Below are 25395 nucleotides of genomic sequence, written 5' to 3' on the forward strand. Positions count from 1 at the left end.
TTAAGCAAGTTTTTCTTCGATGGCATTCATCAATTGCATCCCAATATCCAGGCCATACTGGTTATCAAGCTCGCGGATACAGGTCGGGCTGGTGACATTAATCTCGGTTAGATAATCACCGATGACATCCAGTCCTACGAAAAGCAAACCTTTCTCCTTCAGTGTGGGTGCAATCTGTTCGCAGATCCAGTATTCCCTCTCGGTAAGTTCTCGTCCCTCTCCTCTACCGCCTGCTGCCAGGTTACCCCGCGTTTCACCTTGAGCCGGGATACGAGCAAGTCCATAAGGAACAGGCTCGCCATCAACTAAAAGAATGCGTTTATCACCGTCGACAATTTCCGGGATGTACTTCTGTGCCATGATCGTCTGTTGACCGTGGTCGGTCAACGTTTCAATGATAACGCCGAGGTTCAGTCCATCCTCTTTAATGCGATAGATTTGCGAACCGCCCATACCATCCAGAGGCTTAAAGATGACATCGCCATGCTCTTTATGGAACTGTCGAAGCATCTCATCATTTTTGCTGACTAACACCGGTGGGCAGCACTCAGGGAAGTGCGTCGCGAATAGCTTCTCGTTGAAATCACGGAGGCTTTGGGGTTTGTTGACGATCAGTGAGCCTTCTTTTTCTGCTTGCTCTAGCAGATAAGTTGTATAGATGAACTCATTATCGAAAGGAGGGTCCTTCCGCATCAGGATGACATTCAAATCGGAAAGGTCACGAGTGACATATTCGCCTCGATCAAACCAATCGTTTTCATCCATTCTCACTTCAAGCGGAGCCATTTTAGCCTGGGCTTTGCCATCCAGTGAAAAAAGGTGATGCTGTTCCATGTACCAAAGCTCCCAGCCTTTTTGCTGAGCAGCCCATAGCATCGCCAGAGAACTGTCTTTTTTGAAAGTGATGTTATCAATCGGATCCATCACTATGCCAAGTTTGATTGTCATCTTGTCTTAATCCTGTACCGTCAAACGGTTCTCTGTATATTCTGTTAACTAGCCCAAATCGCCCCATAGATAGTTAAGCAGGGTTAGCGCTGCAACTGGAGCGGTTTCCGTACGCATAACTCGGGGGCCGAGTGTCAGAGGTTTGAACCCAAACTCCTGAGCAAGTTCAACTTCGTCCTCGGTTAGGCCGCCTTCCGGGCCTATTAATAAGGCAACACTTGAAGGGGGCTTCATCTCCTGAAGCGGCATCTCGCTATGATGGTGCAGAACCAGTTTGAGCTCTGCATCCTGCTGCGCTAGCCATGATTTAAGGTTTTCCGGCTTAGCTATCAGAGGTGGATTCACCCGGCCACTCTGCTCACAGGCACTAATAGCGATCTGTTGCCAATGATTGATTCGTTTCGCTTGCCTCTCTTCAGGCAGTTTTACTTCACAGCGTTCTGAGAAGAGCGGGGTTATCTGGTGTACGCCCATCTCGGTGCTTTTTTGTACTGCGTAATCCATCCGCTCACCCCGTGACAAGCTTTGCCCGATATGAACAGTCAGCGGAGTTTCGCTATTGCTTTGGATCGTCTCAACTATATGGGCGCTGGCTTTACGCTTTTCAACCTGACTGAGCTCTGCAAGATACTCGACCCCATTGCCATTAAATAAAATGAGCTGGTCACCTACCTTCATTCTGAGAGCGCGGCTAACATGCTGAACAACTTCATCACTTAGCTGGATTTCACTCTTTTCGCTCAGGGGCTGGGGATCGTAAAAGCGCGGGATTCTCATAGGTAGGTTTTAAGCACCTTCAATTATTAGGTCTTCATCAATCAGGGATTCAAAGTCTTCGACACTGAGCGGTCGGCTTAGCAGATAGCCTTGTACAACATCACAGTGTTCCTCGCGCAGGATAGACAATTGCTTCTCAGTTTCAACCCCTTCAGCAACAACTTTCAGTTGCAGGCCCTGGGCCATCAGAATAATAGCCTGAACGATTTTGAGATCTTGCGGGTTTTTATCAATATCGTCGATAAAGGATTTATCAATTTTAATGTGATCTACCGGTAGGTTTTTAATTCTGCTTAGTGAAGAGTAACCTGTACCGAAGTCATCGATTGAAACGCTGATGCCCATGTCTCGCACCCGTTGGAGCTTTTCCTGAATACGGGCGAGATCTTCAATTAATACACCTTCAGTCAGTTCCAGCTCAATATGATGGAGCGGTACGTTGTGTGCTTTAAAGGTGTTGGTCAGACGTTGTTCAAAATCATTTCTTAAGAAGCTGATTCCTGACAAGTTAATGGCGATTCGCGGAAGGGTCAGTTCATTGTCAAGCCATAGTCTGCATTGTCTGGCGACAGCATTCAGCACCCAATGATCAAGGCGGGAGATGAGTCCGCTCTGCTCGGCAAGCGGAACAAAGGTTGCGGGGGATATGGGGCCATGCTCGGGATGAGTCCAGCGCAACAAGGTTTCTGCCGAAAGGGGGGTGTTGCTTTCCAGGTCAAAGAGCGGTTGGAAGACCAGATAAAACTGATCTTGTTCCATAGCAATGGAAAGGTCCTGCCACAGTTCCATTTTCTGCTTAACCTGAGTATCACGAATCTGATTGAAATAGAGCCAGCCCTGCTCACGCTTTTTGGCAGTTTTTGCCGCTATCTCAGCACGACCAATGAGCTCAAACTGTTGATCTCCATCTTCCGGGAAGGAGGTGATACCAATTCGCGCTGCAATTTGAATCTGTATGCTATCAAGTTGAATAGGCTGCTCGAGGGTATGGAGTAGCTCTGTGGTGAGACTATCAAGGTCTACATCATCTGGTTTATCGATAATCATTAAACCAAAGCAGCCTTCAGAGAGACGTCCCAAACTGTGATTCACTGAGAGGCGCTGGCGGAGCCGGTTGGCCGTCTCTATAAGGATCTGGTCACGTTGTTCGTCTCCGAGCTCGATTGTCAGATTGCGCAAAAGGTCCAGACGGATAAACAGGAAATAGACATGTTCCTGGCTTTCGAAGTTACGTATAACTTCACGTTCCAGCGCCTCGCCCATTGCCCGGCGGTTGTATAGGCGGGTTACAGGGTCAAAGTTTTCCAGAAACTGAACATGCTCCTGCATATAACGCAGGCGCTTATTTTCAATCAGGTGTTCCCGGAAATGTTCAAGTGCCCGGGCCATAGATCCGATTTCGTCTTGCTGTTCTGTATACAAGATCTCTTGATCAATATCGTCGTGCGCTACATCGTTCATCTGTTTAGACAGCGATGCTATAGGCCTGACAATGTTGCGGGAGATTAGTGCGGCAGTGAGCAGCGCAGCGCAGAGTACCACGATGGTAATAATCAGATAACTAAAGGCTCGCTGAATATACAGGGGAACAAGGTCATCAATATAGATGCCTGTACCGAGGATCAGATTGCTCTCAGGGATCAGTTCGGCATAGGTGAGTTTGGCAACGGAAGGGCCGCCACTGGGCTTGGGCCAGTATAGCTCCCAGAAGTGCGAACCAGAGGGGGAGGAAATAACCTGTTTAAAACCGTCGATCATCATCTGCGGGTGACTCAGTGATGGCAGTTCACTAATTAGGAAGCCTTCAAGCTCAGGGCGTTTGGGGTGAAGGTGGACACGCAGGTCCTGAGTCATGAGGTAGATGTAGCCGGAGTGACCATAGCTAACGTCGTTAATTAGATTTCTAAGTCGGTTGTTATAAACATTCTCAGAAATATTGCCTGCAGCTTTTTCTGACCTAAGGGCTATGACCTGGCTGGATGTTGCCTGCACTACACTGCGAATTTGGTCTTTCTTACCGGCCAGCGTGTCTTGGTAGGAAAAATAAAACGCTAGGCTGGAAGTCGCTAGTATTCCCAGTGCCAGGATAGCGACTAAACCTATCAGCTTTTGTTGGATACGAAAGTTACTAAGCTGCATCTTTATAATTATTAACTATTAGAGTGCTCATTATTGACATATAAAGGTGCGGAGGCAATAAAAAAGCACCCGAAGGTGCTTTATTTTAAAACGTTTGTTTTGAGTCGTCTTACAGACCGGCTGCTTCGCGAAGTGCGTCGGCTTTGTCAGTCCGCTCCCAAGTGAACGCAGTAAAGGTTTCGCCTTTGTACTCCATCTCAAATGGGTTACGACCAAAGTGACCGTAAGCGGCTGTTGGCTGATACATAGGGTGTAGCAGGTCCAGCATTTTAGTGATCGCGTATGGGCGCAGGTCGAAGTGCTCACGCACCAACTGGATAATCTTCTCGTCCGAGATCTGGCCTGTACCAAAGGTGTTGATGGATACAGACGTTGGCTCCGCAACACCGATTGCGTAAGAAACCTGGATTTCACAACGGTCAGCAAGACCGGCAGCAACGATATTTTTCGCTACATAACGTCCTGCATAAGCTGCGGAACGGTCAACTTTTGATGGGTCTTTACCGGAGAACGCACCACCACCATGGCGTGCCATACCGCCATAAGTATCAACGATGATCTTACGGCCCGTCAGACCGCAGTCACCTACAGGACCACCGATTACGAAGTTACCGGTTGGGTTGATGTGGAACTGAGTATCTTTGGTGATCCATTCAGCTGGAATCACATGTTTAACGATAAGCTCCATTACCGCTTCACGAAGGTCTGCCTGGGAAACATCAGGGTTATGCTGTGTCGACAGTACCAGTGCATCAACAGCAACCGGCTTGCCATTTTCGTAGCGGAATGTCAGCTGGGATTTAGCATCCGGGCGCAGCCATGGAAGAAGGCCTGATTTACGCGCCTCCGCCTGACGTTCAACCAGACGGTGAGAATAGGTAATCGGTGCAGGCATAAGTACATCCGTTTCATTGGATGCATATCCGAACATCAGACCCTGGTCACCCGCGCCCTGATCTTCTGGTTTTGAACGGTCAACGCCCTGGTTAATGTCCGGGGACTGCTTACCGATGATGTTGATCACGCCGCAAGTGTCACCGTCATAACCTACATCAGAGGAGGTATAGCCAATATCGTTGATGACTTTACGTACCAGTTCTTCCAGATCAACCCATGCTGACGTTGTGATCTCGCCGGACACAACAGCAACACCCGTCTTAACCAGCGTTTCACAGGCTACACGTGCATGTTTATCTTCAGCAATGATGGCATCCAGTACGGCATCGGAGATCTGGTCTGCGATTTTGTCCGGGTGACCTTCGGAAACAGATTCTGAAGTAAATAAGCTGTATTCGCTCATCGTTATTAATACCTTTCAACAGATGTTCAGGGGTGGCTGATTTTGGACGCCAATGACTTGAAAAGTTTAGCAGGCGGTTAGCCATCCGGAAAAATAAGCGCATATTCTACCTGCGACTAAGGTTAAATGCATATCTTTCCCGTTTGCCAAGATGAGAATTATCGATTTTTGAATGAAAAACGCTCATTTTTACCCTTAAAGTGCAATTCTTATTTGAAGGTTTCCTCTATCTGCGAGAAAATTGCGCCCAATTTTTTCCTGAACCTTCAATTTTGGGCAAAACGCCCAGGAGCTGAGTTAATGTCTTCTCGTAGAGAACTTGCCAACGCGATTCGCGCGCTGAGCATGGATGCCGTACAGAAAGCTAAATCTGGTCACCCGGGTGCCCCAATGGGTATGGCGGATATCGCTGAAGTGCTGTGGAATGATTTCATGCAGCACAACCCAACTAACCCGCAGTGGTTTGATCGCGACCGTTTCGTACTGTCCAATGGTCATGGCTCTATGCTGATTTACAGCCTGCTGCACCTGACTGGCTACGATGTATCGATCGAAGACCTGAAAAACTTCCGTCAGCTTCACTCTAAAACAGCAGGTCACCCTGAATACGGTTACTGCCCAGGTGTTGAAACGACAACAGGCCCTCTGGGGCAGGGTATCACTAACGCAGTAGGTTTTGCTGTTGCAGAGAAAACCCTGGCGGCTCAGTTCAACCGCGAAGGTCATGAGATCGTTGACCACAACACATATGTGTTCATGGGCGATGGCTGTCTGATGGAAGGTATCTCTCACGAAGCTTGCTCCCTGGCAGGTACGCTGGGTCTGGGCAAACTGATCGCGTTCTGGGATGACAATGGCATCTCGATCGACGGTGAAGTTGAAGGTTGGTACACCGACGATAACGTTAAGCGTTTCGAATCTTACGGTTGGCAGGTGATCCCAGGTGTTGATGGTCACGATGCTGATCAGATTCGCGCAGCGATTGAACAGGCGAAAGAAAACACAGAGCAGCCAACGCTGATCTGCTGTAAAACAATTATCGGTTTTGGTTCTCCTAATAAAGAAGGTAAGGAAGACTGCCACGGTGCGCCACTGGGTGATGATGAAATCGCTCTGACACGTGAGCGTCTGGGCTGGACTCATCCTGCTTTTGAAGTTCCTTCTGAAATTGCTGAAGACTGGAATGCACAGGAAGCAGGCATTCACGCTGAAAATGAGTGGAACGAACGTTTCGCTGCATACCGTGCGGAATTCCCTGAGCTGGCGGATGAGCTACTTCGTCGTATCTCTGGTGAACTGCCAGCTGATTTCTCTGAAAAAGCAGATGCTTACATCGCTGAGATTGCAGAGAAAGGCGAAACAATTGCGTCCCGTAAAGCGTCTCAGAATGCACTGAATGCATACGGCCCTATGCTGCCTGAACTGCTGGGTGGCTCTGCTGACCTGGCGGGTTCTAACCTGACACTGTGGTCTGGCTGTAAAGGTGTAGAGAAGAATGATGCATCTGGTAACTACCTGTTCTACGGTGTACGTGAATTCGGTATGTCCGCGATCATGAACGGTATCGCACTGCACGGTGGTTTCATCCCTTACGGTGCGACCTTCCTGGTATTTATGGAATACGCGCGTAATGCGGTACGTATGGCTGCACTGATGAAGCAGCGTGCGATCCATGTTTACACGCACGATTCTATCGGTCTGGGTGAAGACGGTCCGACTCACCAGCCAGTTGAACAGGTGGCTAACCTGCGTCACACACCAAACATGAGCACTTGGCGTCCATGTGACGCGGTTGAATCCGCAGTTGCCTGGAAATCAGCACTTGAACGTGCCGATGGCCCAACGGCGATGATCTTCTCTCGTCAGGGCCTGCCGCACCAGGCGCGTTCTGAAGAGCAGGTGGCTAACATCGCTAAGGGTGGTTACATCCTGCGTGATACAGACGGTCAGCCAGATGCAATTCTTATCGCTACCGGTTCTGAAGTTGGTCTGGCGATGGATGCAGCTGAAGCGCTGGCTGCTGACGGCGTGAAAGCACGCGTTGTTTCTATGCCTGAAACCGGTCTGTTTGATCAGCAGTCTGCGGAATACCGTGAATCGGTACTGCCGGCGGCGGTTACTGCACGTGTTGCGGTTGAAGCCCTGCAGGCTGACTTCTGGTACAAGTATGTTGGTTTGAACGGTGCCATCGTAGGTATGCGTACCTTCGGTGAATCTGCGCCTGCAGGTGAGCTGTTCAAACACTTCGGTTTCACTACTGAAAACGTAGTTGAAACGGTTAAATCTGTTCTGTAATAGAACGCGTAAAAAGACCCGGGTATCCGGGTCTTTTTATTTCTTAAGGTAGGGTTTCAGATTGAGTTATCGCGTTGCAATCAATGGCTATGGTCGAATTGGTCAGTGTGTCCTGCGTGCGATTTATGAAAGCGGCTTAGAAAACCTGTTTCAGGTTGTGGCTATCAATGAGCTTTCTGATCTGGAGACTGTGACCTACCTGACCCGCTACGATACTACCCATGGTCGCTTTCCTGTCCCGGTGGGGCACAATGGTAAGCAGCTACTGGTCAATGGCGACACCATTCAGATTCTCAGTGAATCGGATGCGGAGGATCTGCCCTGGGCCGATCTGGGTATTGATCTTCTATTTGAATGTTCCGGCTCGTTTAAAGCCCGCTCTCTGGCCGAACTGCATCTGCATAGCGGAGCCCAGCGTCTGCTGTTTTCTCAGCCTGCGACCGATGAAGTGGATGCCACAATCGTCTTTGGCCTGAACGAGCAACTGCTACGCCCAGAGCATACGGTTGTCTCTGCTGCTTCTTGTACCACCAACTGCATTATCCCGGTACTGGATCTGCTGGATAAACATCTGGGGATCGAAAATGGTGTCACAACTACCATACATTCAGCGATGAATGACCAGCCGGTCATCGATAGCTATCATCAGACCGATCTGCGCCTGACCCGAAGTGCGATGCACTCAATCGTGCCGGTAGATACAGGGCTGGATAAAGGTATCGATCGCTTGCTTCCACATCTGGCCGGAAAGTTTCAGTGCTTGCATGTGCGTGTACCGACGATCAATGTATCGATGATGGACCTCTCTATTAATGTGACACAGTCGACCAGTGTCGAAGAGGTGAATCAGTTGCTGCAGCGTGCCTCTATGGAAGGTCCGTTACAGGGACTATTGGGTTATACCGAAGAGCCACATGCTTCGGTAGACTTCAACCGCGATTCCCGTTCCGCGGTAGTGGATGGTACCCAGACCAAAGTGTCTGAAGGGCGTTTGATCAAACTGGTGTGCTGGTTTGATAATGAATGGGGCTTTGCCAACCGTATGTTAGATGTAGCGCAGCACTGGTTGGCTTTAAAAGCTGGGCCTGAAACTGACCCAGAAGAAACGAATTCCTGATTTAAACTTTTCAAAACTTAAGTAGGGCACGTCAATGAGCGTACTGAAAATGAGCGAACTGGATCTGAGCGGCAAGCGCGTTCTGATCCGTGAAGACCTGAACGTACCAGTTAAGAATGGTGAAGTAACTTCGGATGCGCGTATCCGTGCATCGCTGCCGACCATCGAACTGGCACTAAAAGCGGGTGCTAAGGTGATGGTTATGTCTCACCTGGGTCGACCAACGGAAGGTGAATACAACGAAGAGTTCTCTCTGCAGCCTGTAGCTAACCACATCGGCAAGCTGCTGGGTCGTGAAGTTCCACTGATCAAAGAGTGGTTGGATGGCGGCTTTGACGTTGCTGAAGGCGAGCTAGTCTTGCTGGAAAACGTTCGCTTCAACGTGGGTGAAAAGAAAGACAACGAAGCGCTATCCCAGAAGATGGCTGCACTGTGCGATGTTTACGTGATGGATGCGTTTGGTACAGCCCACCGTGCTCAAGCGTCTACGCATGGCGTAGCAAAGTTTGCTGAAGTGGCTTGTGCTGGTCCTCTGTTGGCGGGTGAGCTGGATGCGCTGGGTAAAGCGCTGGATAAGCCAGCGCGCCCTCTGGCTGCGATTGTTGGCGGATCTAAAGTTTCTACCAAGCTGGAAGTACTGACCGCGCTGTCTGATCAGGTTGATCAGTTGATCGTCGGTGGTGGCATTGCGAACACTTTCCTGGCTGCGGCAGGTAAGCCAGTGGGTAAATCTCTGTGCGAACATGACCTGATTCCGGTTGCCCAGGATCTGATGAAGAAAGTAAACATCCCGATGCCGGTTGATGTTGTGGTTGCCAAAGAGTTTGCTGAAACGGCTGAAGCAACCGTTAAGTCCGTTGATGATGTGGCTGAAGATGACATGATTCTGGATATCGGCCCACAGTCTTCACAGAACCTGGCTGAGCTGCTGAAAGATGCAGGTACGATCATCTGGAACGGCCCAGTCGGTGTATTTGAATTTGACCAGTTCGGTGAAGGTACCAAGACACTGTCTTTGGCGATCGCTGAAAACCAGGGCTTCTCTATCGCTGGCGGCGGTGACACACTGGCGGCTGTGGATAAGTACGATATCGCAGATAAAGTATCCTACATCTCAACGGGTGGCGGTGCGTTCCTTGAGTTTGTTGAAGGTAAGAAGTTACCTGCAGTAGCTGCTCTAGAAGCAAAGAATTCATAAGAAACTGATTTTAATGTCGGATGGGTGGTAAACTCTGCCCATCCCCGTCTTTCGACGAAGTTAACAAATATTTAAAGGTGACAAAATGGCTCTGATCTCCATGCGTCAGCTGCTGGATCATGCTGCTGAAAACGACTACGGCATTCCAGCATTCAACGTGAACAACCTGGAACAGATGCGCGCTATTATGGAAGCGGCAGACAAGACTAACTCTCCAGTGATTGTTCAGGCATCTGCCGGTGCACGTAAATACGCGGGTTCTAACTTCCTGCGTCACATGATCGAAGCGGCGATTGCTGAATTCCCGCATATCCCGGTATGTATGCACCAGGACCACGGTACGTCTCCTGCGGTTTGTCAGCGTACTATCGCGATGGGCTTCTCCTCTGTCATGATGGACGGTTCACTGATGTCTGATGGTAAAACACCATCAAGCTACGAATACAACGTTGATGTTACTCGCCGTACGGTTGAGATGGCACATGCGTGTGGTGTTTCTGTAGAGGGTGAGCTGGGCTGCCTGGGTTCTCTGGAAACAGGTCAGGCGGGCGAAGAAGACGGTATCGGTGCGGAAGGCACACTGTCTCACGACCAGATGCTGACGGACCCTGATGAAGCAGCAGACTTCGTTAAGAAAACGGGCGTAGACGCGCTGGCGATCGCTTGTGGTACTTCCCACGGTGCTTACAAGTTTACCCGTCCACCGACAGGTGACATTCTGGCGATCGACCGCATCAAAGCGATCAACGAACGTATCCCAGGTACACATCTGGTAATGCACGGTTCCTCTTCTGTACCGCAGGAGTGGCTGGCGGTGATCAACGAATTCGGTGGCGAGATTCCAGAAACTTACGGTGTGCCGGTTGAGCAGATCGTTGAAGGTATCAAGTACGGTGTACGTAAGGTAAACATCGATACTGACCTGCGTCTGGCATCTACCGGTGCAATCCGTCGCTTCCTGGCTGAAAACCCGGCTGAGTTCGATCCACGTAAATACCTGAAGAAATCGATGGAAGCGATGACTGAAATCTGTGTGAACCGCTACGAAGCGTTCGGCACAGCAGGTAATGCGTCTAAGATCACTGCGATCTCTCTGGAAAACATGGCAGAGAAATACGAAAGCGGTGAGCTGGATCCGAAGATCGCATAAGTTCTAATGCATTAAAAAAAACCGCCTTCAGGCGGTTTTTTTGTGCCTGTTCTCTAGGCATCTTTGAAAAACAGTGTAACTTAATTATACTGTATATAAATACAGTATTTGGTTGTGCGTTATGTCTGTGGTTATGCTCGGGCAGAGTGGGCTTCGCTCTGCATTTAAGATCCCCTTATTCCTCTCTTCTGTTTCGGCCGGCTTCCCCAGCCCGGCGCAGGATTATGTGGAAAAGACCCTGGATCTCAATGAGCTGCTGATTCAAAGGCCGGCGGCAACCTATTTTGTCCGTGCCGAAGGTGACTCAATGATCGGCGCTGGCATCCATAGTGGCGATATTCTGATAGTGGACCGTTCCCTGACCGCGAAAGAGGGCGATATTGTGATTGCGGCGGTTGAGGGGGAGCTGACAGTTAAACAGCTGCAGTTGAAGCCGGTATGTCGCCTGCTGCCGCGTAATAATGCCTATCGACCTATCACCATTGCTGAAGGCTCCGATCTGGAGCTGTTCGGTGTGGTGACTAATGTTATCCACGGCTTGCGCTAGGTACGGTTATGTATGCGCTGGTGGATTGTAATAGCTTCTATGCCAGTTGTGAGCGGCTGTTTCGTCCTGAGTTAAAGGATAAGGCCGTCGTGGTGCTCTCCAATAACGATGGTTGCGTGGTGGCACGCTCGGCAGAGGCGAAAGCGCTGGGGATTAAAATGGCGGTCCCCTTCTTTGAAGTGAGGGAATTTTATGAGCGTGGGCAGTTACAGGTATTTTCCAGCAATTACGCCCTATACGGGGATCTCTCCGCACGGGTAATGACCACGCTGGAAGAGCTGGTGCCTGAGGTGGAGGTTTATTCAATTGATGAGGCCTTCCTTGGCTTGAGCGGCATGCGAACCGAGCCGGATCTGACTGAGCTAGGGCATAAGATCATAAAGCGGATCAACCACTGGATCGGTATCCCGGTCGGGGTCGGTATAGCCGAGACAAAGACGCTGGCGAAGCTGGCAAATTATGCGGCCAAGCATTACCCGCAGACTCAGGGTGTGGTGGATCTTTCGAAACCGGGCTGGCGTGAACGCCTGCTTAAAAAAACCGATGTATCGGAAGTTTGGGGGGTGGGGCGTCGAACGGTGGAGAAGCTGCGTGCAGAAGATATCTACACTGCGGCTGATCTGGCGAGAGCCGATGCGGAAACCATGCGACGTCGTTATTCGGTGGTGCTGGAACGAACGATTCTGGAACTGCGGGGTATCCCCTGTATCGGATTTGATGAACAGCCGAATCCTAAGCAGCAGATCTTATGCAGCCGTACCTTCAGTCATCGGTTAACCTGTCTACAGCCGATGCAGGAAGCGATCCGGGAGTATGCGGTACGCGCGGCCGAAAAACTCCGCGAAGAGAAACGCCTGACCAGTAGTGTTTCGATCTATATACGCACCAATCCAAATGCCAAGTTTGAGATGAAATATGCCAATGGTGCGACTTATCCACTGCCTAGCCCGACCAATGACAGCCGAGTGATAATGAAGATCGCCCTGCGTCTGTTACAAGGGATCTACCGTGATGGCTATCGTTATATGAAAGCTGGGGTGATACTGAATGCTTTGCAGCCAGAGGATAACTACCAGGCGGACCTGTTTAACCCTGATTTGTGCACAACTAAATCCCTGCAACTGATGAAAACTCTCGATCAGGTTAATCAGCGTTTTCATCGTGGGCTCAGCTTTGCCGGACAGGGGCAGAAGCAGGATTGGGCCATGCAGCGCCAGCACTTGTCGCCCAGATATACGACAAGTTGGCGGGAGTTGAAGGTGGTTCGGGCTTGATAGATGCGAGGGGCTGGGTTCTAGTGGCTAGTGTGTTTTATCAAATTATCAAAAAACTCCTTACGTAGGAGCTTTTCATAACCCGCCAATGATGACCTGAAATCCTGATGGTTCTTCGCCTCAGCCAGCGCTTGTGAAATAAGCTCAGATTCATTGGCAAAAATGGAAGACTTGCCAATCGCCATATATACCGGAACTTCCGCTAAATAGGGGGTGATGGTTTCGACTTCATCCAGTACGCCATTCTCTGCGGCGCCCCATAACCCCATCAGTTCATCCCCAGCGAAAAGGTCTAGGCGATTACGCGCTACAGCAAGTGCAAGCAAGCCAAATGAGGTGCGCTCTTCGATCTGAAGCTGTTGTTGTGAGACCGCTTCATCAAAGGTGGGTGATACTCGGGCTTTGCGAATTTTTCCGATACGGTACCTAGTTAATGAATCAAGATCGCCGGTGAAAGCGATCTCGGCATCGGGATGTTTCATAAAAGCCATCTGTAATCGTGTAAGAGGCTCTGCAGGGAAGATAAAAAAGGTCTCTCTGTCCTCACTCTTGATGGTTGGGATAATGGCATCGGCTCTGCCCTGCTTGGCTTCTTCAAACGCGCGGGCCCAGTTAGAAATTTTGAAAACCGGTTGGATATTAAGTGGCTGTAACCCTTGGGTTATCAGGTCGACCAGAATACCGGTTGCCTTACCTTTCTCATCCAGCATCACGTAAGGAGGCGCCTGCAATCCGCTAATAACCATCACCCGAGGGGAATCAGCCAGCACCGGCGAGGTGGCGGCAAAAAAGCTGATGATCAAACAGAGATAAAGGTGGCGAAACGGCATTGATGCTTTCCTATTAAAGGACTGGAAAATGACCACTTTCAGGATTATATAGTGTTTATCTAATATGTTGCACGCGTGTTAGGTTAAAGAGACACAGGGGCAAGTTGTGATTCGCTAGATGCGAGCAATAAAAAAGCCACCCGAAGGTGGCTTTTTTATGGGTATTTGGTGGGATGGCGTCTAACGAATAGTCTTTTTAGTTGTTTGTTTTTTAAAGCTTTTTATGGTTGGTTTTTTTCGGTGAGCCCCTGTTTATGCCCCCGCTACATCATGCTCAAGGTAGTAAATGCTATATTCGGTCTATGAGTATGAAGCTATTTTCTTATGGCTTGAGGGACTTATTAAAGAAGGGTGTCATGTTCTTCAAAAAGTATGTTGTAGAACTTTCTATTAAAATTGTCGAAAGCTAGTGAGGCGTCATCCAGAACACTTTCTTCAAGTTCATCTATGAGGGTGTTCATTCTTGATGGCAAATTTTGTGAGATGGTACTTAAAAAGGATGTCATATCCCTGAGTTCGTTCAGGTCTGAGACAAATTTCTCAAGTTTTTTTTGGGATTTCTTGCTGGAAGAGGAATTGAGTTTGGTAAAGTCTGCGTTTTTCCACTGTTTATGGAGGGCTACAATTTTTTCATTCAATGGAGGAAACAGAACTGTCCGAAACCAAAAATCATCTTTTATTGATTTCTTCGCATCTCTACGTTTGGAATAAACATTCCAGCCAATATTGAACAGGCCTAAGGATATGCCGATTAAAATACCAACTTCCCTAATGCCAAATTCAATATTGCTGAAAACCCCAGTCCCTTTCGAATATAGAACTTCTTTGGTGTTATCGGGGTTATAAGTAATTTTAATTTCGGACTTGTCAGCCAGGGCCTGACTGGATAATAGGATACTAGCTAATAGGATTAACGATTTCAGAAAACCCACGATTGATACCACGCAATAGCTCTTTTCTATTGTTTTGACTGACGTCGTCATAATCCATGTGGTTTAGCAGGTCAGCTTTTACTTCATATTTCTTGATGATCTCTTCGAGCATTCCAAGGAAATATGAATTAGTAATCACCAGATCGCTGCCGTTTTTGAGAACAAGCTTCGTTTCAGATGTATGCTGAGCAAGCTCAAACAGCTCGTAGGCTTGATGACCGTTATCACGACCCGAAAGAAGGCGTTTCCCTTCTTTTTTTAAGGTGTTTAAATCAATTATCATCACTCTCTCCATTACGAACTCCTCTTCTTAAGAGGGAAGCGTATACTAATCGCTACCCCAGGGAAGAAACAATCCTTCATTCGTCTCACACTAGAAGAGTCGGGCGGCAATTTTAATGTGTTTTGGTTATTAAAAGCAATGATCATCTGCTCATCATCAGAGTCTTCATGAAGATCTCTCAGCTTGTAAGTCCCATCAAAATAAATATGGGTTGCCCCTGAAACTACACTCATTCGGTGGTTGTTTTGCTCTTCTGTTTCTCCTTGTAGCGCGTGAAACTCTTTGTAGAGCTCTTGGAAAAACTCAATAAGCAGTATAGTTCCTTGTCCGTTAGTGTCACGAGAAGTTTGATTTCTACAGCTATAACGTTGCTGTAAGGCAGCAACGGTAATTAGTTGCTCTCGAGTAAAACGATTCTTGTGAAGCTCTACATAATCGTTTACTAGGTTTAGGCTGAAATGCCCAGTTGGCAGATCCTCAAAGGACTCTGCAATGGTTCGACCAAAGTTAAATATAGAAAGTTCAAAATCTTTATTGTCAGAGTGGCTGTTAAGATATCCCCTTATAAACCAGCTGTAGTCATTTTTTTTCTTTGATGAGTGGCGTTGAGCGTTATCAAGAACTTCTCCTACACACCTTAGTAACTCAGTCTCAGCGTCTTCACTTAGTGATTTCTCAAAATCCTGCACACATTCATTAACGTGCTTAACAAAAGCTTCAGCTGCAAGGGAATGGTCATCTACACTATATGCGTTTGCTGAGCTGAAGTTGATGCTGTGTTTGGCAAATAAATGCTGCTTTTCCCGGCTAAAAGGTGCGCCGCTTTTCGTTTTAGCCTCAATTTCTTTAACAACTCCCATTTCCATTAAAAGTTGTTTGTGATCAGGATCTAAAGGGAAGTAACCAGATACACGCTTTTTTATTTTTCTTCCGCGCCGAAGAAGCAGTCGTGCCCTGTTCACTCCTAACCCTAGAAGGACCTCAGATGTAAGGCTGAATTCAGAGACTTGTGAATGATTAAGTGTTATGTGTTTGACTCTATCGTCTCTGTAGGATTTGACGATATTAACAATCGCTTTAATGGCGCCATTTGGGTTTGAAATGAAGCAAAACTTCTCAGGGAGAACAATCTGGTGGTTTCGGGACAGCCTTCGACGACTTCGATAACCCGGGTTCATTAACTCAATGTAATCAAGCACCTTCTCTGATTCGGCGCGAGAAAAGCTTTTACCCTTTCCCAGCGAACCGTATCTGCGAAAATGTTTCACTCGAGCATACTTCTTTCTTCTATTTGTGGAAACTAGGTGGTTGTCCCAGGCTTTGGATGCTTGATGTGAATTGGTTTCTCTGTAACTTTTCATATTGGCTCAAGGTATAGAAAGTGATCGTCGCTATGAGGCTATTGCGTCAAGTAGATTGTTTATTTGTTGAAAAGGGGGCTTTTTATTGAAATCAAAGCCCCATGGGTTAGCTCTGATGCCATGTACAAGGATGAGGAAAGAGGAACTGCCAATGAAGCTGAGAGGTAGTGCTGATGTAAGTCCATGTATAACGTAACATCCGTATTAAATTTATTCTATGAAGCTATATTGTTAACAGTATGAGCCTCGTGTCAATGAGCTCATGGCAGGCAATGTTATGCGGTCATTAAAAAGCTGAAAATCGTAACTGGTTCTTTTGCGGTGGTTATATCACTATTGGAGCTTTTGATCGTACAGAGAATAAGTATCTAAAACACTTTCAGTAATTTTATAAGAACGATATCGCTGGTAATTCAGAAAAAATCCTATTTTATTAATATTAGTAAACCAATACCCTCAATAATTTTATACGTTTCAAGGGACTATATGAATGACGCCAGGTTTCTCAATTCCTACCGATAATATCTATAAATTTTATGCCTTACTGGGTTTGGCTTTAATTCTCTCATCGGTCTTAGCATTTGTTTATGTGTACGATACGAATAGGGCACGAACATTAGGCTGGTCTGAAGAAATACGTTTAATAGAGAAAAAAGCGCGAGCTGACCAGGCTGACAAAGAGCGGAAAGAGCTACTGGAAACGATGGTTCAGATAGAAAATGAGAACAAAAAATTCTATATGAAGATACTAAGCATGTCATTTGGTGTTGGTATAGGAATTGGTGTTCTTGGTTTACTGGCTTGGCAATTTTCGGTACAGCCGCGAGCCGATCGTTTGGTAGAGCTACAAATAAACTCCTTGGAGTTAGAAATTGCTATCAAAGAAGGTCAAACAAAGAAAGATCGCCCAAGGTACTTCTAATCAATGGTTTTCAGAAGATCTCCATGAAGAGGATAAAACATAAGGGGAGCAATGAGAGTTAAGGAAAAGTATCAAAAGACGGGATTTTTCTGGCTTCCAGGAAAAGAGAATAAAAGAATCCCCGGTACTCTCATCATCAATGACGGAGGGGTCATTGATTTAGAAATAGTGGGTTTGTTCGATGAGGGTTTTAAGCCTCTTGTTAGAGGTGATGATATACCAAAGATAATTGGTCAAGTGGAAGGGGATGGTTATGTCACCCTTGAGAGATGCTTCTTCAAGAAGAAGGCGTATGCGTTTGGGGGAGTTGCTCGATCGCTGTTAAGGGTCCGCCGAGCGTTTGTAAGAGCATCTTTTGAAGACGTTGATGAAATATATTTTGATACGGTTAGCTTTTCTGTTGAAGGGTTAGATGAGTGGCTTGGGATAACAGGAATCAGTGTAGATTTTAATGAGAATCATACTGAAGCAACGATAAGTTATTCTCCAAAGGACGCAATAACATTATCTCTGAACAACGGATTTTTACTAAGTATCGTTTTTGCGTATAACCTACCGAATCTTGGAAGCAACACAGCCGCACAGATTACGCAAAAAGCTTATTTGAGGCTTTCTTCAGAAGAGCCTCTGGAGTTGGATGAATATCTTCCAATCATACATCAGATAACCAGCTTGTTATGTTTAGCTATAGATTCAGCCGTTAGTGTTCAGGAACTTAAAGGCACTTCTCCGTCAATTTTATGTAACCTTCAAAATGAGACTATTCCCGAACTTTTAGATATCTATTATCCAAGCCTGCCTTTTGAAGAAAGAGAGCCTTCGATTGATAAGTTTAGAATGTTATTTACATACAAAGACATCGAGAAAAATGCACAATCAATTTTTAATAACTGGCTAATGGCTTATGAGACGATAAGGCCTGCTCTGAGTTTATATTTTTCAGCAGTATCAGGTTCTCATAGGTATATGGATGGCAGGTTTTTAGCTTTGGCTCAGGGTCTGGAAACGTATCATCGAAGAACAAACATGGATACTTTGATGGAGCCTGATAGATTTCGAAGTGTGCTGGCTTACCTTCTTAGGCTCTGCCCGAAAGAGCATAGAGTTTGGTTGATAAGCAGGCTTCGATATGGAAATGAAATTAGCTTAGGGCAAAGAATTAAAAAAATTATCGAGCCTTACAAAGAAATTATTGGTAATAACAAGGAACGAACAAAATTAATCAGAAGTATTGTGGATACGAGGAATTACTTTACTCATTTTAGTGAAGAGCTTGAAAGTAGGGCGTCTAGAGGTTCTGAGTTATGGTCGATATGTCAAAAGATGGAAGCAATTTTTCAACTGCATCTTTTAGAGCAGCTGGGCTTCGATAATACTCAGATAAAGGACTTATTAAGTAATAATTATAAGCTTGAGCAGAAGTTGGGTTAATTCTGTTTTGTAGATCTTCTATGGTTGAGTAAGTGGGAAAAGGGCATTGTTCAATTCCTTAGTTCTTTAGTCAGAATTATATCGTTCCCATCTTTGTCCTTTGAGTGAATGCATATTTGCCTTGGCTTGTTTTCACTCATTGGAGATTGCTTTCGTGGCCAGAATAAACAAGTAGCGAAAACAATCATCACCAGCAGTCCTGCTATCAAATATTCCATTGTTGCTCCATGCCGTTTTGTTGCCGTTGTGGTCTCTATATATCTCTATGTAGCTTAGGCGCTTTTAGTGTAATCCTGAAGCCACTCATCGACAGTTTGTTCAGAAGGTAATTTGTCTTCTATTGGTTGTATGGTTATACCCTGTATACCTTCTTTACTGTTTACCTTATTACCGTAGTTTCTCTGCCCCGTACTTGAATTCTTCTGTATCCCCTGTGATATCAGACTATCAGGGTAATCGTTCCCTGAAACTTTTCCCTGTAGGTTCCCTGAAATTTCCCTGAGTTTTCCCCGAGATTTCTCAGTTGTATTAAGTGGCAAGAGCATGTCCGTTAAATGTTCATACTCGATTGAAAGGGGGGCTAGCGATTGTTTGATGATTCTCTCATTTCGATCGTATTCAGCAGTGAAGATTATCTTTTTTAGCTTTCCCATTCGGTCATGAAAGGATGAGTTGTCTTTTGGTAGTTGAAGTCCTGATCTGATCCAGAATTTAACAAAATCGCTTCTGCTGCCAGCTCGGAATTTTCCTTTAGGTAATGAGCTACCTTTCGATCCATGCTTGGAGGCGTGCTTGCGGGTAAGAGCTACATTGTAAATACAATATGCGTCAGAGCCTGTTAATAGGTCTATGAAGTGGAGTGTGACACCACCAGCTTTGCAGTAATTGCCAGTACTATATTTGTAGAACTTGAATGAATGAGTTCCGCATGATTTGCATATTTCAGATACTAATTCACCTTGATGCTTCATTAGCCATGTGTCTGGGACAGGTTTCCCACTAGCTGGATCTATTTGCAAGATACCTTGATGAATCGATATTTTATCCCCCCGTTTTAAGAGGGAGTTCAATAAACTTTGGGTCATAGCAGGAATTGCGGCTGTTAAGCCGCTTTATCTGTGGGAGTGTAAGTTGAGATAAGCTGATCAGCTCGTTCTCTACTTGCTTCAATAAGGGTGTATCTAGTGAATCGTGAATCAAACTTGCCGTAAGTTTCCGCGACTCTTTCAAAAGCGATTCCATGGTCATTCCATAAAGTGCTTATGGTGGTATGGAGACACGTTTCGCCGTAGAGCTCATGCGCTTCAGGCTGGATCATTGATCGTAACATCAGGTATTTCAGTGCTATGATCTTCTTCGGTAGTTTCTTAGGACTGGTGGCCGTTGTGGTGGCGGCTGCTAGTTTCTTCATTATCAGATCCCCTATGCCGCTTGAGCTGCTTCAATTCGATCTGAAATCCATTGCTGGATTTCAGACTCATCCCAAGCAACTAGCCTCCCTCCAATGGGAATGGCTTTAGGGAATTCATTACGGGACATGCGGGCATAGATACAGCTTCGGCCTAAGCCCGTTAGCTGCTCCACTTCTTTTCTGCGAATTAATCTTTTTGTGTTCATATGCTACCTCTCGCTTCCAATCTGGATTTGATGAGGTAATGGTGAAACAGGCTGGCGTTGGCTTATACAGGACTTTAAAAATTGTTTTTCTGGGGGATTTTTTTACGAAAAAAAGTTCGAACTATTTTTCAGGTAATAAACTCAAGCTTTCTAAAAAGGCCGGTGTACATGCCTGATCGACAAAGGGTAAAACCGATTCAATAAGTTCTTTTTCTCCTTTGCTCCCGTCAAAAACTTTGGCTGCAAGTGTAGACTTTTTTATCCTTACATTATGTTCTAGCTCCCATATGCGCAAATCAAGAATGGCTAAGACTTTATATTCGTATAGCTTCTTCATTTTTTGGTGTGTAATTTTGGTAGGGATGATGGGTTTTGTTTCTAGGGCGTTTCTAGCGTCACTCAGATGTTGCTTGAAGGCTTCAATCAAGGCGGTATCTGGATACTCAAGGTCTACTTTTATAAAGGTTTCGGTAGGTGTGTTAAGAAAAGACAGGGATGGATAGTTTTCATGTGGAGAGTATGTCTTTAGTTGTTCCTGGGTATAGAAACCAGGTTTGGGCATTATCTTTTTAAAAGAACCAACATGTTCAGCCCTTAGCGCATCAATTGGAGGTTTATTTAACTTAATTGAAAATTCTTTTCCTGAATATGAGGCCCTGATGCTCTCGTTGAGTTTGCGTATGTCTTCAAGAAGTGGGCTTTTGTCTTCAGGATGTTGCTCTACAAAATGGACTAAGGTGAATCGCTCTATTTTTATTTTCCTTATTGCAAGCTCATCCCTCCACCATGATGGGGAATTACTGTTCAAATGTAGATATTGCTCTATATCGAACCATGCTAGTTCAGACAGATAGCGTATTAGTTTAGAGCTTCTCATGGCATTCCCTTAATGCTTCCCTTCTGAGATAAAGCACCAGCCTGTCAGGGAGCAGGATGTCGGGGGCTACCCTAGGTGCTGGAACTTCACTTTTATTGTATAGGTTCGAAGACGGCTCTCAACACTACTCCATGATTGCAAGGAGAATTAGATTTATGTCTATTTAGAATACCGGAACTAGAAATGCTTACTTTCCCTGGTGCTGGAGGCCTATCCTCGATATAAATCCGATCACCAACTTCTAGCTTTAATTGCGGAATACTTCTGGTCATCTCCATTAGCGCCCAACAGGAAGTTGGTTTGCAAACAGCCCTATAGGGAAGATTGTTACTTCTGAGTAGTTCTATAATGAAATGTTGATTTGCCACTTTTTTCTCCTTGGCTAATTAGCCTTTCCAAAGTTTGCTGTTATCACATTACCAGCCAAAGCCTGTGCTTTAAGCTGATCTAAATAATCTGCCCAATGTTGCATCATCTTTGTACGCTGCTCTATGTGTTTTGTCCTGTTATAGGCTCTGCCATTAGCATCTTTTACAGCATGGGCTAGCTGTTGCTCAATCCATTCAACGCGGTAATTCAATACCTCGTCTAAAAGTGTTCTGGCCATGGCTCTGAAGCCATGAGCTGTCATTGTGTTGTTGTCGTAGCCCATTGTTCGCAGAGCTACCCTGATAGCGTTCTCGGACATACAACGGCTGCGGCCGCGAGCAGATGGGAATATATACTCATCTTCACCAATGTAGGGATAGAGATCTCTGAGTTCTCTAAGAACTGTCAGGGCTTGTTCGCTTAAAGGGATGATGTGCTGCTGGTGGGTTTTCTCTGCTACTAGCTCAATTCGTAGCTCTTCATGATTTATATCGGACCACTTAAGGTGACGAAGTTCGCCAGGTCTACAGAAGAAGAGGGCAGAGAGCTTTAGAGCGGCTTTAACGACAGGTGTACCTTCGAATTGATCAATCGCAGCCATTAAGCGGCCAGCTTCTTTCGGGGTCGTGATTGCTGAGAAGTGTCTCTTCTTTGGGGTCTTTAAAGCTCCCTTTAGATCAGGTGCCGGATCTCGTTCGGCTCTGCCGGTAGCAATGGCATATCTGAATACTTGGCTGGCGATCTGCTTATCTCTGTGAGCGGTTTCTATCGCATTTCTATCTTCTACCTTTCTCAAGGCTTCGAGAAGCATAGGGGCTGTTACTTCATTTATGGGGGTGTTGCCAATAGATGGGAATAAATCATGTTCCAGTGCTCGTAGAACGCGTTGCTGATATCCAGGTGTTTTATCGGCTTGTTTGGTTTCAAACCATTCGAGAGCAATTGATTGGAAGGAGTTTTGAGAATTGAGTTGATGAGCCGCTTTCTTTGCTTTCTTGTGAGCTGATGGATCTATGCCCTGTCTTAAAAGGGCTCTGGCATCGTCGCGTTGTTCTCTGGCTTTCTTTAGAGTTACTTCAGGATACGGGCCAAAGGAAAGCTTTTTCTCTTTACCGTTAAAGCGGTATTTCATGTAGAAGAGTTTGGAGCCATTTTTCTTGATTAGGACGTAAAGGCCTTTTTCATCTGACTGTTTATAGTCTTTTTCCTTAATACTGGCCTTTTTGATACTCACATCAGTAAGTGGCATAGCAATATCCTTTGCTTTAAGTGGGGGCTTCGGTGTTGGTGGCTTCCAAAAGCCCCATATCAGGCCCCATTAAAGTGGGGGGCTTGTAAGGAATCTAAATGGAAGTTATAGGAATAGAGAGTAGACCGCAGGCCTTGGTATTTCAAGGCCTGCGGGACCTGTTAGGAAGTCACAGGATTTGTGTTTGGTGGAGATGGCGGGGGTCGAACCCGCGTCCGTCAATCCTCCGCCTCAAGATCTACATGTTTAGGCTACTCTATTGAGTTAACCCGTCGCGACCCGAGAGCCAGGGTGCTATGGGCGAGCCTCTAAAGGTTTTAACCGTTCAGCCTGAGACAAGGCTTCCGGGCGATTCTGTCTCGAATGATACCTCAAACCCTCTAGTTACAGACACCTGGAGGAGAGGCACAAGCTGACTTATGCAGCTAGAGCGTAGTTATCGTCGTTAGCAACTATAACTGATGTAGCGATGTATTTACGAGATTCACTACAATCTCGACATGCACCTAAGGTTTTGCAATCGGCGTCGAAGCCAAGTCATCCCCAGATAGCGGGCGATTATACCTATTGTTATAGGTTTAAACGAGTCCCTTTGTGACTTCGACATGGATTTTTTATGACAGTTCCGACGGAATTCCGGAAACGGTGGAGCGGCTGGTTATTTTGCAGCCATTAAACGCTGTTTCTGGCGAGCCCAATCACGGTCTTTATCAGCGGCACGTTTGTCGTGCTGCTTCTTACCTTTCGCTAGCGCAATCTCACACTTAATGTGATTCTGCTTCCAGTAGATAGACAGAGCAACGCAGGTATAACCTTTCGCTTGAGTTGCGCCGATGATCTTATCGATTTCACGGCGGTGTAGCAGCAGCTTACGGTCACGGGTTGGGTCGGCAACTACATGGGTGCAGGCAGTTTTCAGCGGTGTGAAGTGCGCGCCTACCAGCCAGGCTTCGCCTTTGTGGATGACTACGTAAGAATCAACAAGCTGAGCGCGGCCTTCGCGCAAGCTTTTCACTTCCCAGCCGGTCAGGGACAAGCCCGCCTCAAATTTATCTTCAATGATATATTCGTGACGTACTTTTTTATTTTGACAGATGGTGTTGCCCGATGGGGCTTTCTTCTTTTTAGCCATGGCGGGCGATTATATAGTGCTGTTGTGTTCAAGGAAAGTGCTGATGTATGCTGGCAGGGCTTTCTGCCGGTGTATTGATCCGCTGCCAAATGATCATCCCTTCCCTGTTTTTAACTATTAAAAAGCCCTGTTTTTATGCCTTTTTTTAGTGGAATTTTCTGAAAAAAAGCCCATCTTTAGAATTGTTTAAAAAATGTTCAATAATGAATGTACTTGGGCGACAAAAGATGAAAAAATCGCCGCCTTTTTGCCATCTTACAATTAATAACGAGAACATTTCATGCAGGAAAAGAAGTCTATCCACGGTGCCTGGGCATCACGTTGGATCTTTATACTGGCGGCTACGGGTTCTGCCGTAGGCCTGGGTAACATCTGGAAGTTCCCTTACATCACAGGGGAGAACGGCGGCGGTGCTTTCGTTCTGGTTTACCTATTCTGTATTCTGCTGGTCGGTGTGCCGATCATGATGGCTGAAGTGTTAATCGGCCGTCGTGCGCGTCAGAGCCCAATCAATGCGATGAAAGAGGTTGCTATCGAAGCGAACCATTCAGGTAACTGGTCACTTGTGGGCTGGATGGGTGTGCTTGCTGGCTTCATGATCTTCTCTTTCTATTCGGTTGTAGCGGGCTGGGTGCTCTACTACATCGCGGGCATGGGCGTGGGTGACTTCGCCAGCATCGATGGTGATGCAGCAGGTGCTAAGTTCAACAGCCTGCTGGCAGATCCGCAAACGCTGGTGATCTGGCATACGGTTTTCGTTGCCATGGTTATGCTGGTTATTGCGGGTGGTGTTAAGAAAGGCCTGGAGAACGCGGTTAAATTCCTGATGCCAGCACTGTTTGTGCTGCTGCTGGTAATGCTGGGCTACTCCATGCAGACAGAAGGTTTCTCTGCAGGCTGGAACTTCCTGTTCCACTTTGATCCGTCAGAGCTAAGCTGGGATGCAGTGCTGGTAGCACTGGGTCATGCCTTCTTTACCTTGTCTCTGGGTATGGGGGCGATTATGGCTTACGGTTCTTACATGCCTAAGAAGTCTTCTATTGGTGGTTCTGTTGTAACGATTGCCCTGATGGATACGCTGGTTGCATTGATTGCCGGTCTGGTGATCTTCCCTATCGTGTTTGCTAACGGTATGGATCCGGGTGCAGGCCCTGGCCTGATGTTCGTTACTCTGCCGGTTGCGTTCGGTCAGATGCCGGGTGGTCAGATCTTCGGTTTTGTTTTCTTCCTGTTGGTGGGTATCGCTGCATGGACTTCAGCGATCTCTCTGATCGAGCCGGCTGCGGCCTGGTTGGTTGAGAAGTTTGGCTGGCACCGTGTGCCTGCGTGTATTGCGCTGGGTCTGTTGGTGTGGAGCCTGGGTATTGCTGCGCTTGGCTCATTCAACTTTATGTCGGACTTCACGATCTTTGGTTTCAATACCTTTGATTTCCTCGACTTTATGACTGCCAATGTGATGTTGCCGTTAGGTGGCTTGTTTATAGCGATATTTGCGGGTTGGTTTATCACCCGTAAGATGGCTGAGGACGAGTTGGCAATCTCTTCACCATTGCTGTTCAATGCATGGTATATTGCTCTGCGTTTTGTATCGCCAGTAGCGGTAGCCATCATTTTCATTCTCAACCTTGTTGAGAAGCTCAGCTAGGA

Annotated in this window: 23 protein-coding genes and 1 other RNA gene; 9 read left to right on the plus strand and 15 right to left on the minus strand. The window is 46.6% G+C overall.

Annotated features, from left to right (window positions below):
• The 4 genes from gshB to metK form a co-directional block, all read right to left on the minus strand.
• A complete protein-coding gene (gene gshB / locus MED92_RS12450; protein ID WP_007021905.1) occupies positions 1-948 on the minus strand; it encodes a glutathione synthase in 948 nt (315 codons plus the stop codon).
• Positions 949-996: 48 nt separating this feature from the next.
• A complete protein-coding gene (locus MED92_RS12455; RefSeq protein ID WP_007021906.1) occupies positions 997-1725 on the minus strand; it encodes a 16S rRNA (uracil(1498)-N(3))-methyltransferase in 729 nt (242 codons plus the stop codon).
• A gap of 9 nt (positions 1726-1734) precedes the next feature.
• Entirely contained in the window at positions 1735-3864 is a 2130-nt protein-coding gene (locus MED92_RS12460) for an EAL domain-containing protein (protein ID WP_007021907.1), read from the minus strand.
• A 109-nt stretch (positions 3865-3973) separates the two neighbouring features.
• Positions 3974-5164: a methionine adenosyltransferase gene (metK, locus tag MED92_RS12465; RefSeq protein ID WP_007021908.1), complete on the minus strand. Its 1191-nt coding sequence runs from the start codon at positions 5162-5164 to the stop codon at positions 3974-3976.
• Positions 5165-5464: 300 nt separating this feature from the next.
• Between metK and tkt the strand changes: the two genes are divergently transcribed.
• The 6 genes from tkt to MED92_RS12495 all read left to right on the plus strand — a co-directional run bounded on the left by tkt (position 5465) and on the right by MED92_RS12495 (position 12745).
• The gene (tkt, locus tag MED92_RS12470) at positions 5465-7459 is read left to right on the plus strand and encodes a transketolase (protein ID WP_007021909.1); all 1995 of its coding nucleotides are present in this window, start codon (positions 5465-5467) and stop codon (positions 7457-7459) included.
• Positions 7460-7520: 61 nt separating this feature from the next.
• Positions 7521-8576: a type I glyceraldehyde-3-phosphate dehydrogenase gene (locus MED92_RS12475; protein ID WP_007021910.1), complete on the plus strand. Its 1056-nt coding sequence runs from the start codon at positions 7521-7523 to the stop codon at positions 8574-8576.
• 34 nt (positions 8577-8610) lie between these two features.
• Positions 8611-9774, plus strand: a complete 1164-nt coding sequence (locus tag MED92_RS12480) for a phosphoglycerate kinase (RefSeq protein ID WP_007021911.1) — start codon at positions 8611-8613, stop codon at positions 9772-9774.
• Between the two features lie 85 nt (positions 9775-9859).
• The gene (gene fba / locus MED92_RS12485) at positions 9860-10924 is read left to right on the plus strand and encodes a class II fructose-bisphosphate aldolase (protein ID WP_007021912.1); all 1065 of its coding nucleotides are present in this window, start codon (positions 9860-9862) and stop codon (positions 10922-10924) included.
• 121 nt (positions 10925-11045) lie between these two features.
• Complete coding sequence (gene umuD, locus MED92_RS12490; RefSeq protein ID WP_007021913.1) at positions 11046-11471, plus strand: translesion error-prone DNA polymerase V autoproteolytic subunit; 426 nt, start codon at positions 11046-11048, stop codon at positions 11469-11471.
• Between the two features lie 8 nt (positions 11472-11479).
• The gene (locus MED92_RS12495) at positions 11480-12745 is read left to right on the plus strand and encodes a Y-family DNA polymerase (RefSeq protein WP_007021914.1); all 1266 of its coding nucleotides are present in this window, start codon (positions 11480-11482) and stop codon (positions 12743-12745) included.
• Between the two features lie 20 nt (positions 12746-12765).
• Here MED92_RS12495 and MED92_RS12500 read toward each other — a convergent pair whose 3' ends face one another.
• The 4 genes from MED92_RS12500 to MED92_RS12515 all read right to left on the minus strand — a co-directional run bounded on the left by MED92_RS12500 (position 12766) and on the right by MED92_RS12515 (position 16151).
• Positions 12766-13575, minus strand: a complete 810-nt coding sequence (locus MED92_RS12500; RefSeq protein ID WP_007021915.1) for a transporter substrate-binding domain-containing protein — start codon at positions 13573-13575, stop codon at positions 12766-12768.
• 341 nt (positions 13576-13916) lie between these two features.
• Positions 13917-14507: a hypothetical protein gene (locus MED92_RS12505; protein ID WP_007021916.1), complete on the minus strand. Its 591-nt coding sequence runs from the start codon at positions 14505-14507 to the stop codon at positions 13917-13919.
• Entirely contained in the window at positions 14473-14802 is a 330-nt protein-coding gene (locus MED92_RS12510; protein ID WP_007021917.1) for a hypothetical protein, read from the minus strand. The genes MED92_RS12505 and MED92_RS12510 overlap by 35 nt, the downstream gene beginning before the upstream one ends.
• Complete coding sequence (locus MED92_RS12515; protein WP_040662670.1) at positions 14802-16151, minus strand: hypothetical protein; 1350 nt, start codon at positions 16149-16151, stop codon at positions 14802-14804. The genes MED92_RS12510 and MED92_RS12515 overlap by 1 nt, the downstream gene beginning before the upstream one ends.
• Positions 16152-16641: 490 nt before the next feature.
• On the opposite strand from MED92_RS12515, the gene MED92_RS12520 reads away from it, so the two are divergent.
• Positions 16642-17073: a hypothetical protein gene (locus tag MED92_RS12520; RefSeq protein ID WP_007021919.1), complete on the plus strand. Its 432-nt coding sequence runs from the start codon at positions 16642-16644 to the stop codon at positions 17071-17073.
• A gap of 51 nt (positions 17074-17124) precedes the next feature.
• Positions 17125-18504 (plus strand): ApeA N-terminal domain 1-containing protein, encoded by a 1380-nt coding sequence (locus MED92_RS12525; RefSeq protein ID WP_007021920.1) that lies wholly within the window; start codon positions 17125-17127, stop codon positions 18502-18504.
• A gap of 272 nt (positions 18505-18776) precedes the next feature.
• On the opposite strand, the gene MED92_RS12530 is transcribed toward MED92_RS12525, so the two are convergent.
• The 7 genes from MED92_RS12530 to smpB form a co-directional block, all read right to left on the minus strand.
• Entirely contained in the window at positions 18777-19475 is a 699-nt protein-coding gene (locus tag MED92_RS12530; protein WP_154715220.1) for a hypothetical protein, read from the minus strand.
• A 131-nt stretch (positions 19476-19606) separates the two neighbouring features.
• Positions 19607-19915 (minus strand): hypothetical protein, encoded by a 309-nt coding sequence (locus tag MED92_RS12535; protein WP_007021922.1) that lies wholly within the window; start codon positions 19913-19915, stop codon positions 19607-19609.
• Between the two features lie 11 nt (positions 19916-19926).
• Positions 19927-20121 carry a helix-turn-helix transcriptional regulator gene (locus MED92_RS12540; RefSeq protein ID WP_007021923.1) on the minus strand — a complete coding sequence of 65 codons (195 nt, stop codon included), beginning with the start codon at positions 20119-20121 and terminating at the stop codon, positions 19927-19929.
• Positions 20122-20242: 121 nt separating this feature from the next.
• On the minus strand, positions 20243-20998 hold the full coding sequence (locus tag MED92_RS12545; RefSeq protein WP_007021924.1) for a DUF6387 family protein: 756 nt from the start codon (positions 20996-20998) through the stop codon (positions 20243-20245).
• 382 nt (positions 20999-21380) lie between these two features.
• A complete protein-coding gene (locus MED92_RS12550; RefSeq protein WP_007021925.1) occupies positions 21381-22616 on the minus strand; it encodes a tyrosine-type recombinase/integrase in 1236 nt (411 codons plus the stop codon).
• A gap of 185 nt (positions 22617-22801) precedes the next feature.
• Positions 22802-23161: a transfer-messenger RNA gene (ssrA, locus tag MED92_RS18870) on the minus strand.
• A 113-nt stretch (positions 23162-23274) separates the two neighbouring features.
• Entirely contained in the window at positions 23275-23748 is a 474-nt protein-coding gene (gene smpB / locus MED92_RS12555) for an SsrA-binding protein SmpB (protein ID WP_007021926.1), read from the minus strand.
• A gap of 280 nt (positions 23749-24028) precedes the next feature.
• Here smpB and MED92_RS12560 point away from each other — a divergent pair, with 280 nt between their 5' ends.
• Positions 24029-25393 carry a sodium-dependent transporter gene (locus MED92_RS12560; RefSeq protein WP_007021928.1) on the plus strand — a complete coding sequence of 455 codons (1365 nt, stop codon included), beginning with the start codon at positions 24029-24031 and terminating at the stop codon, positions 25391-25393.
• Positions 25394-25395: the final 2 nt, after the last annotated feature.

It is taken from the genome of Neptuniibacter caesariensis (genome assembly GCF_000153345.1).
Lineage (GTDB): Bacteria > Pseudomonadota > Gammaproteobacteria > Pseudomonadales > Balneatricaceae > Neptuniibacter > Neptuniibacter caesariensis.

What these genes read in the sequence shown, in the direction of transcription:
- gshB (WP_007021905.1), bottom strand. Translation starts at nt 948, where the DNA reads ATGACAATCAAACTTGGCATAGTGATGGATCCGATTGATAACATCACT.
- MED92_RS12455 (WP_007021906.1), bottom strand. Translation starts at nt 1,725, where the DNA reads ATGAGAATCCCGCGCTTTTACGATCCCCAGCCCCTGAGCGAAAAGAGT.
- MED92_RS12460 (WP_007021907.1), bottom strand. Translation starts at nt 3,864, where the DNA reads ATGCAGCTTAGTAACTTTCGTATCCAACAAAAGCTGATAGGTTTAGTC.
- metK (WP_007021908.1), bottom strand. Translation starts at nt 5,164, where the DNA reads ATGAGCGAATACAGCTTATTTACTTCAGAATCTGTTTCCGAAGGTCAC.
- tkt (WP_007021909.1), top strand. Translation starts at nt 5,465, where the DNA reads ATGTCTTCTCGTAGAGAACTTGCCAACGCGATTCGCGCGCTGAGCATG.
- MED92_RS12480 (WP_007021911.1), top strand. Translation starts at nt 8,611, where the DNA reads ATGAGCGTACTGAAAATGAGCGAACTGGATCTGAGCGGCAAGCGCGTT.
- fba (WP_007021912.1), top strand. Translation starts at nt 9,860, where the DNA reads ATGGCTCTGATCTCCATGCGTCAGCTGCTGGATCATGCTGCTGAAAAC.
- umuD (WP_007021913.1), top strand. Translation starts at nt 11,046, where the DNA reads ATGTCTGTGGTTATGCTCGGGCAGAGTGGGCTTCGCTCTGCATTTAAG.
- MED92_RS12495 (WP_007021914.1), top strand. Translation starts at nt 11,480, where the DNA reads ATGTATGCGCTGGTGGATTGTAATAGCTTCTATGCCAGTTGTGAGCGG.
- MED92_RS12500 (WP_007021915.1), bottom strand. Translation starts at nt 13,575, where the DNA reads ATGCCGTTTCGCCACCTTTATCTCTGTTTGATCATCAGCTTTTTTGCC.
- MED92_RS12510 (WP_007021917.1), bottom strand. Translation starts at nt 14,802, where the DNA reads ATGGAGAGAGTGATGATAATTGATTTAAACACCTTAAAAAAAGAAGGG.
- MED92_RS12515 (WP_040662670.1), bottom strand. Translation starts at nt 16,151, where the DNA reads ATGAAAAGTTACAGAGAAACCAATTCACATCAAGCATCCAAAGCCTGG.
- MED92_RS12520 (WP_007021919.1), top strand. Translation starts at nt 16,642, where the DNA reads ATGACGCCAGGTTTCTCAATTCCTACCGATAATATCTATAAATTTTAT.
- MED92_RS12525 (WP_007021920.1), top strand. Translation starts at nt 17,125, where the DNA reads ATGAGAGTTAAGGAAAAGTATCAAAAGACGGGATTTTTCTGGCTTCCA.
- MED92_RS12530 (WP_154715220.1), bottom strand. Translation starts at nt 19,475, where the DNA reads ATGAAGCATCAAGGTGAATTAGTATCTGAAATATGCAAATCATGCGGA.
- MED92_RS12535 (WP_007021922.1), bottom strand. Translation starts at nt 19,915, where the DNA reads ATGAAGAAACTAGCAGCCGCCACCACAACGGCCACCAGTCCTAAGAAA.
- MED92_RS12540 (WP_007021923.1), bottom strand. Translation starts at nt 20,121, where the DNA reads ATGAACACAAAAAGATTAATTCGCAGAAAAGAAGTGGAGCAGCTAACG.
- MED92_RS12545 (WP_007021924.1), bottom strand. Translation starts at nt 20,998, where the DNA reads ATGAGAAGCTCTAAACTAATACGCTATCTGTCTGAACTAGCATGGTTC.
- MED92_RS12550 (WP_007021925.1), bottom strand. Translation starts at nt 22,616, where the DNA reads ATGCCACTTACTGATGTGAGTATCAAAAAGGCCAGTATTAAGGAAAAA.
- smpB (WP_007021926.1), bottom strand. Translation starts at nt 23,748, where the DNA reads ATGGCTAAAAAGAAGAAAGCCCCATCGGGCAACACCATCTGTCAAAAT.
- MED92_RS12560 (WP_007021928.1), top strand. Translation starts at nt 24,029, where the DNA reads ATGCAGGAAAAGAAGTCTATCCACGGTGCCTGGGCATCACGTTGGATC.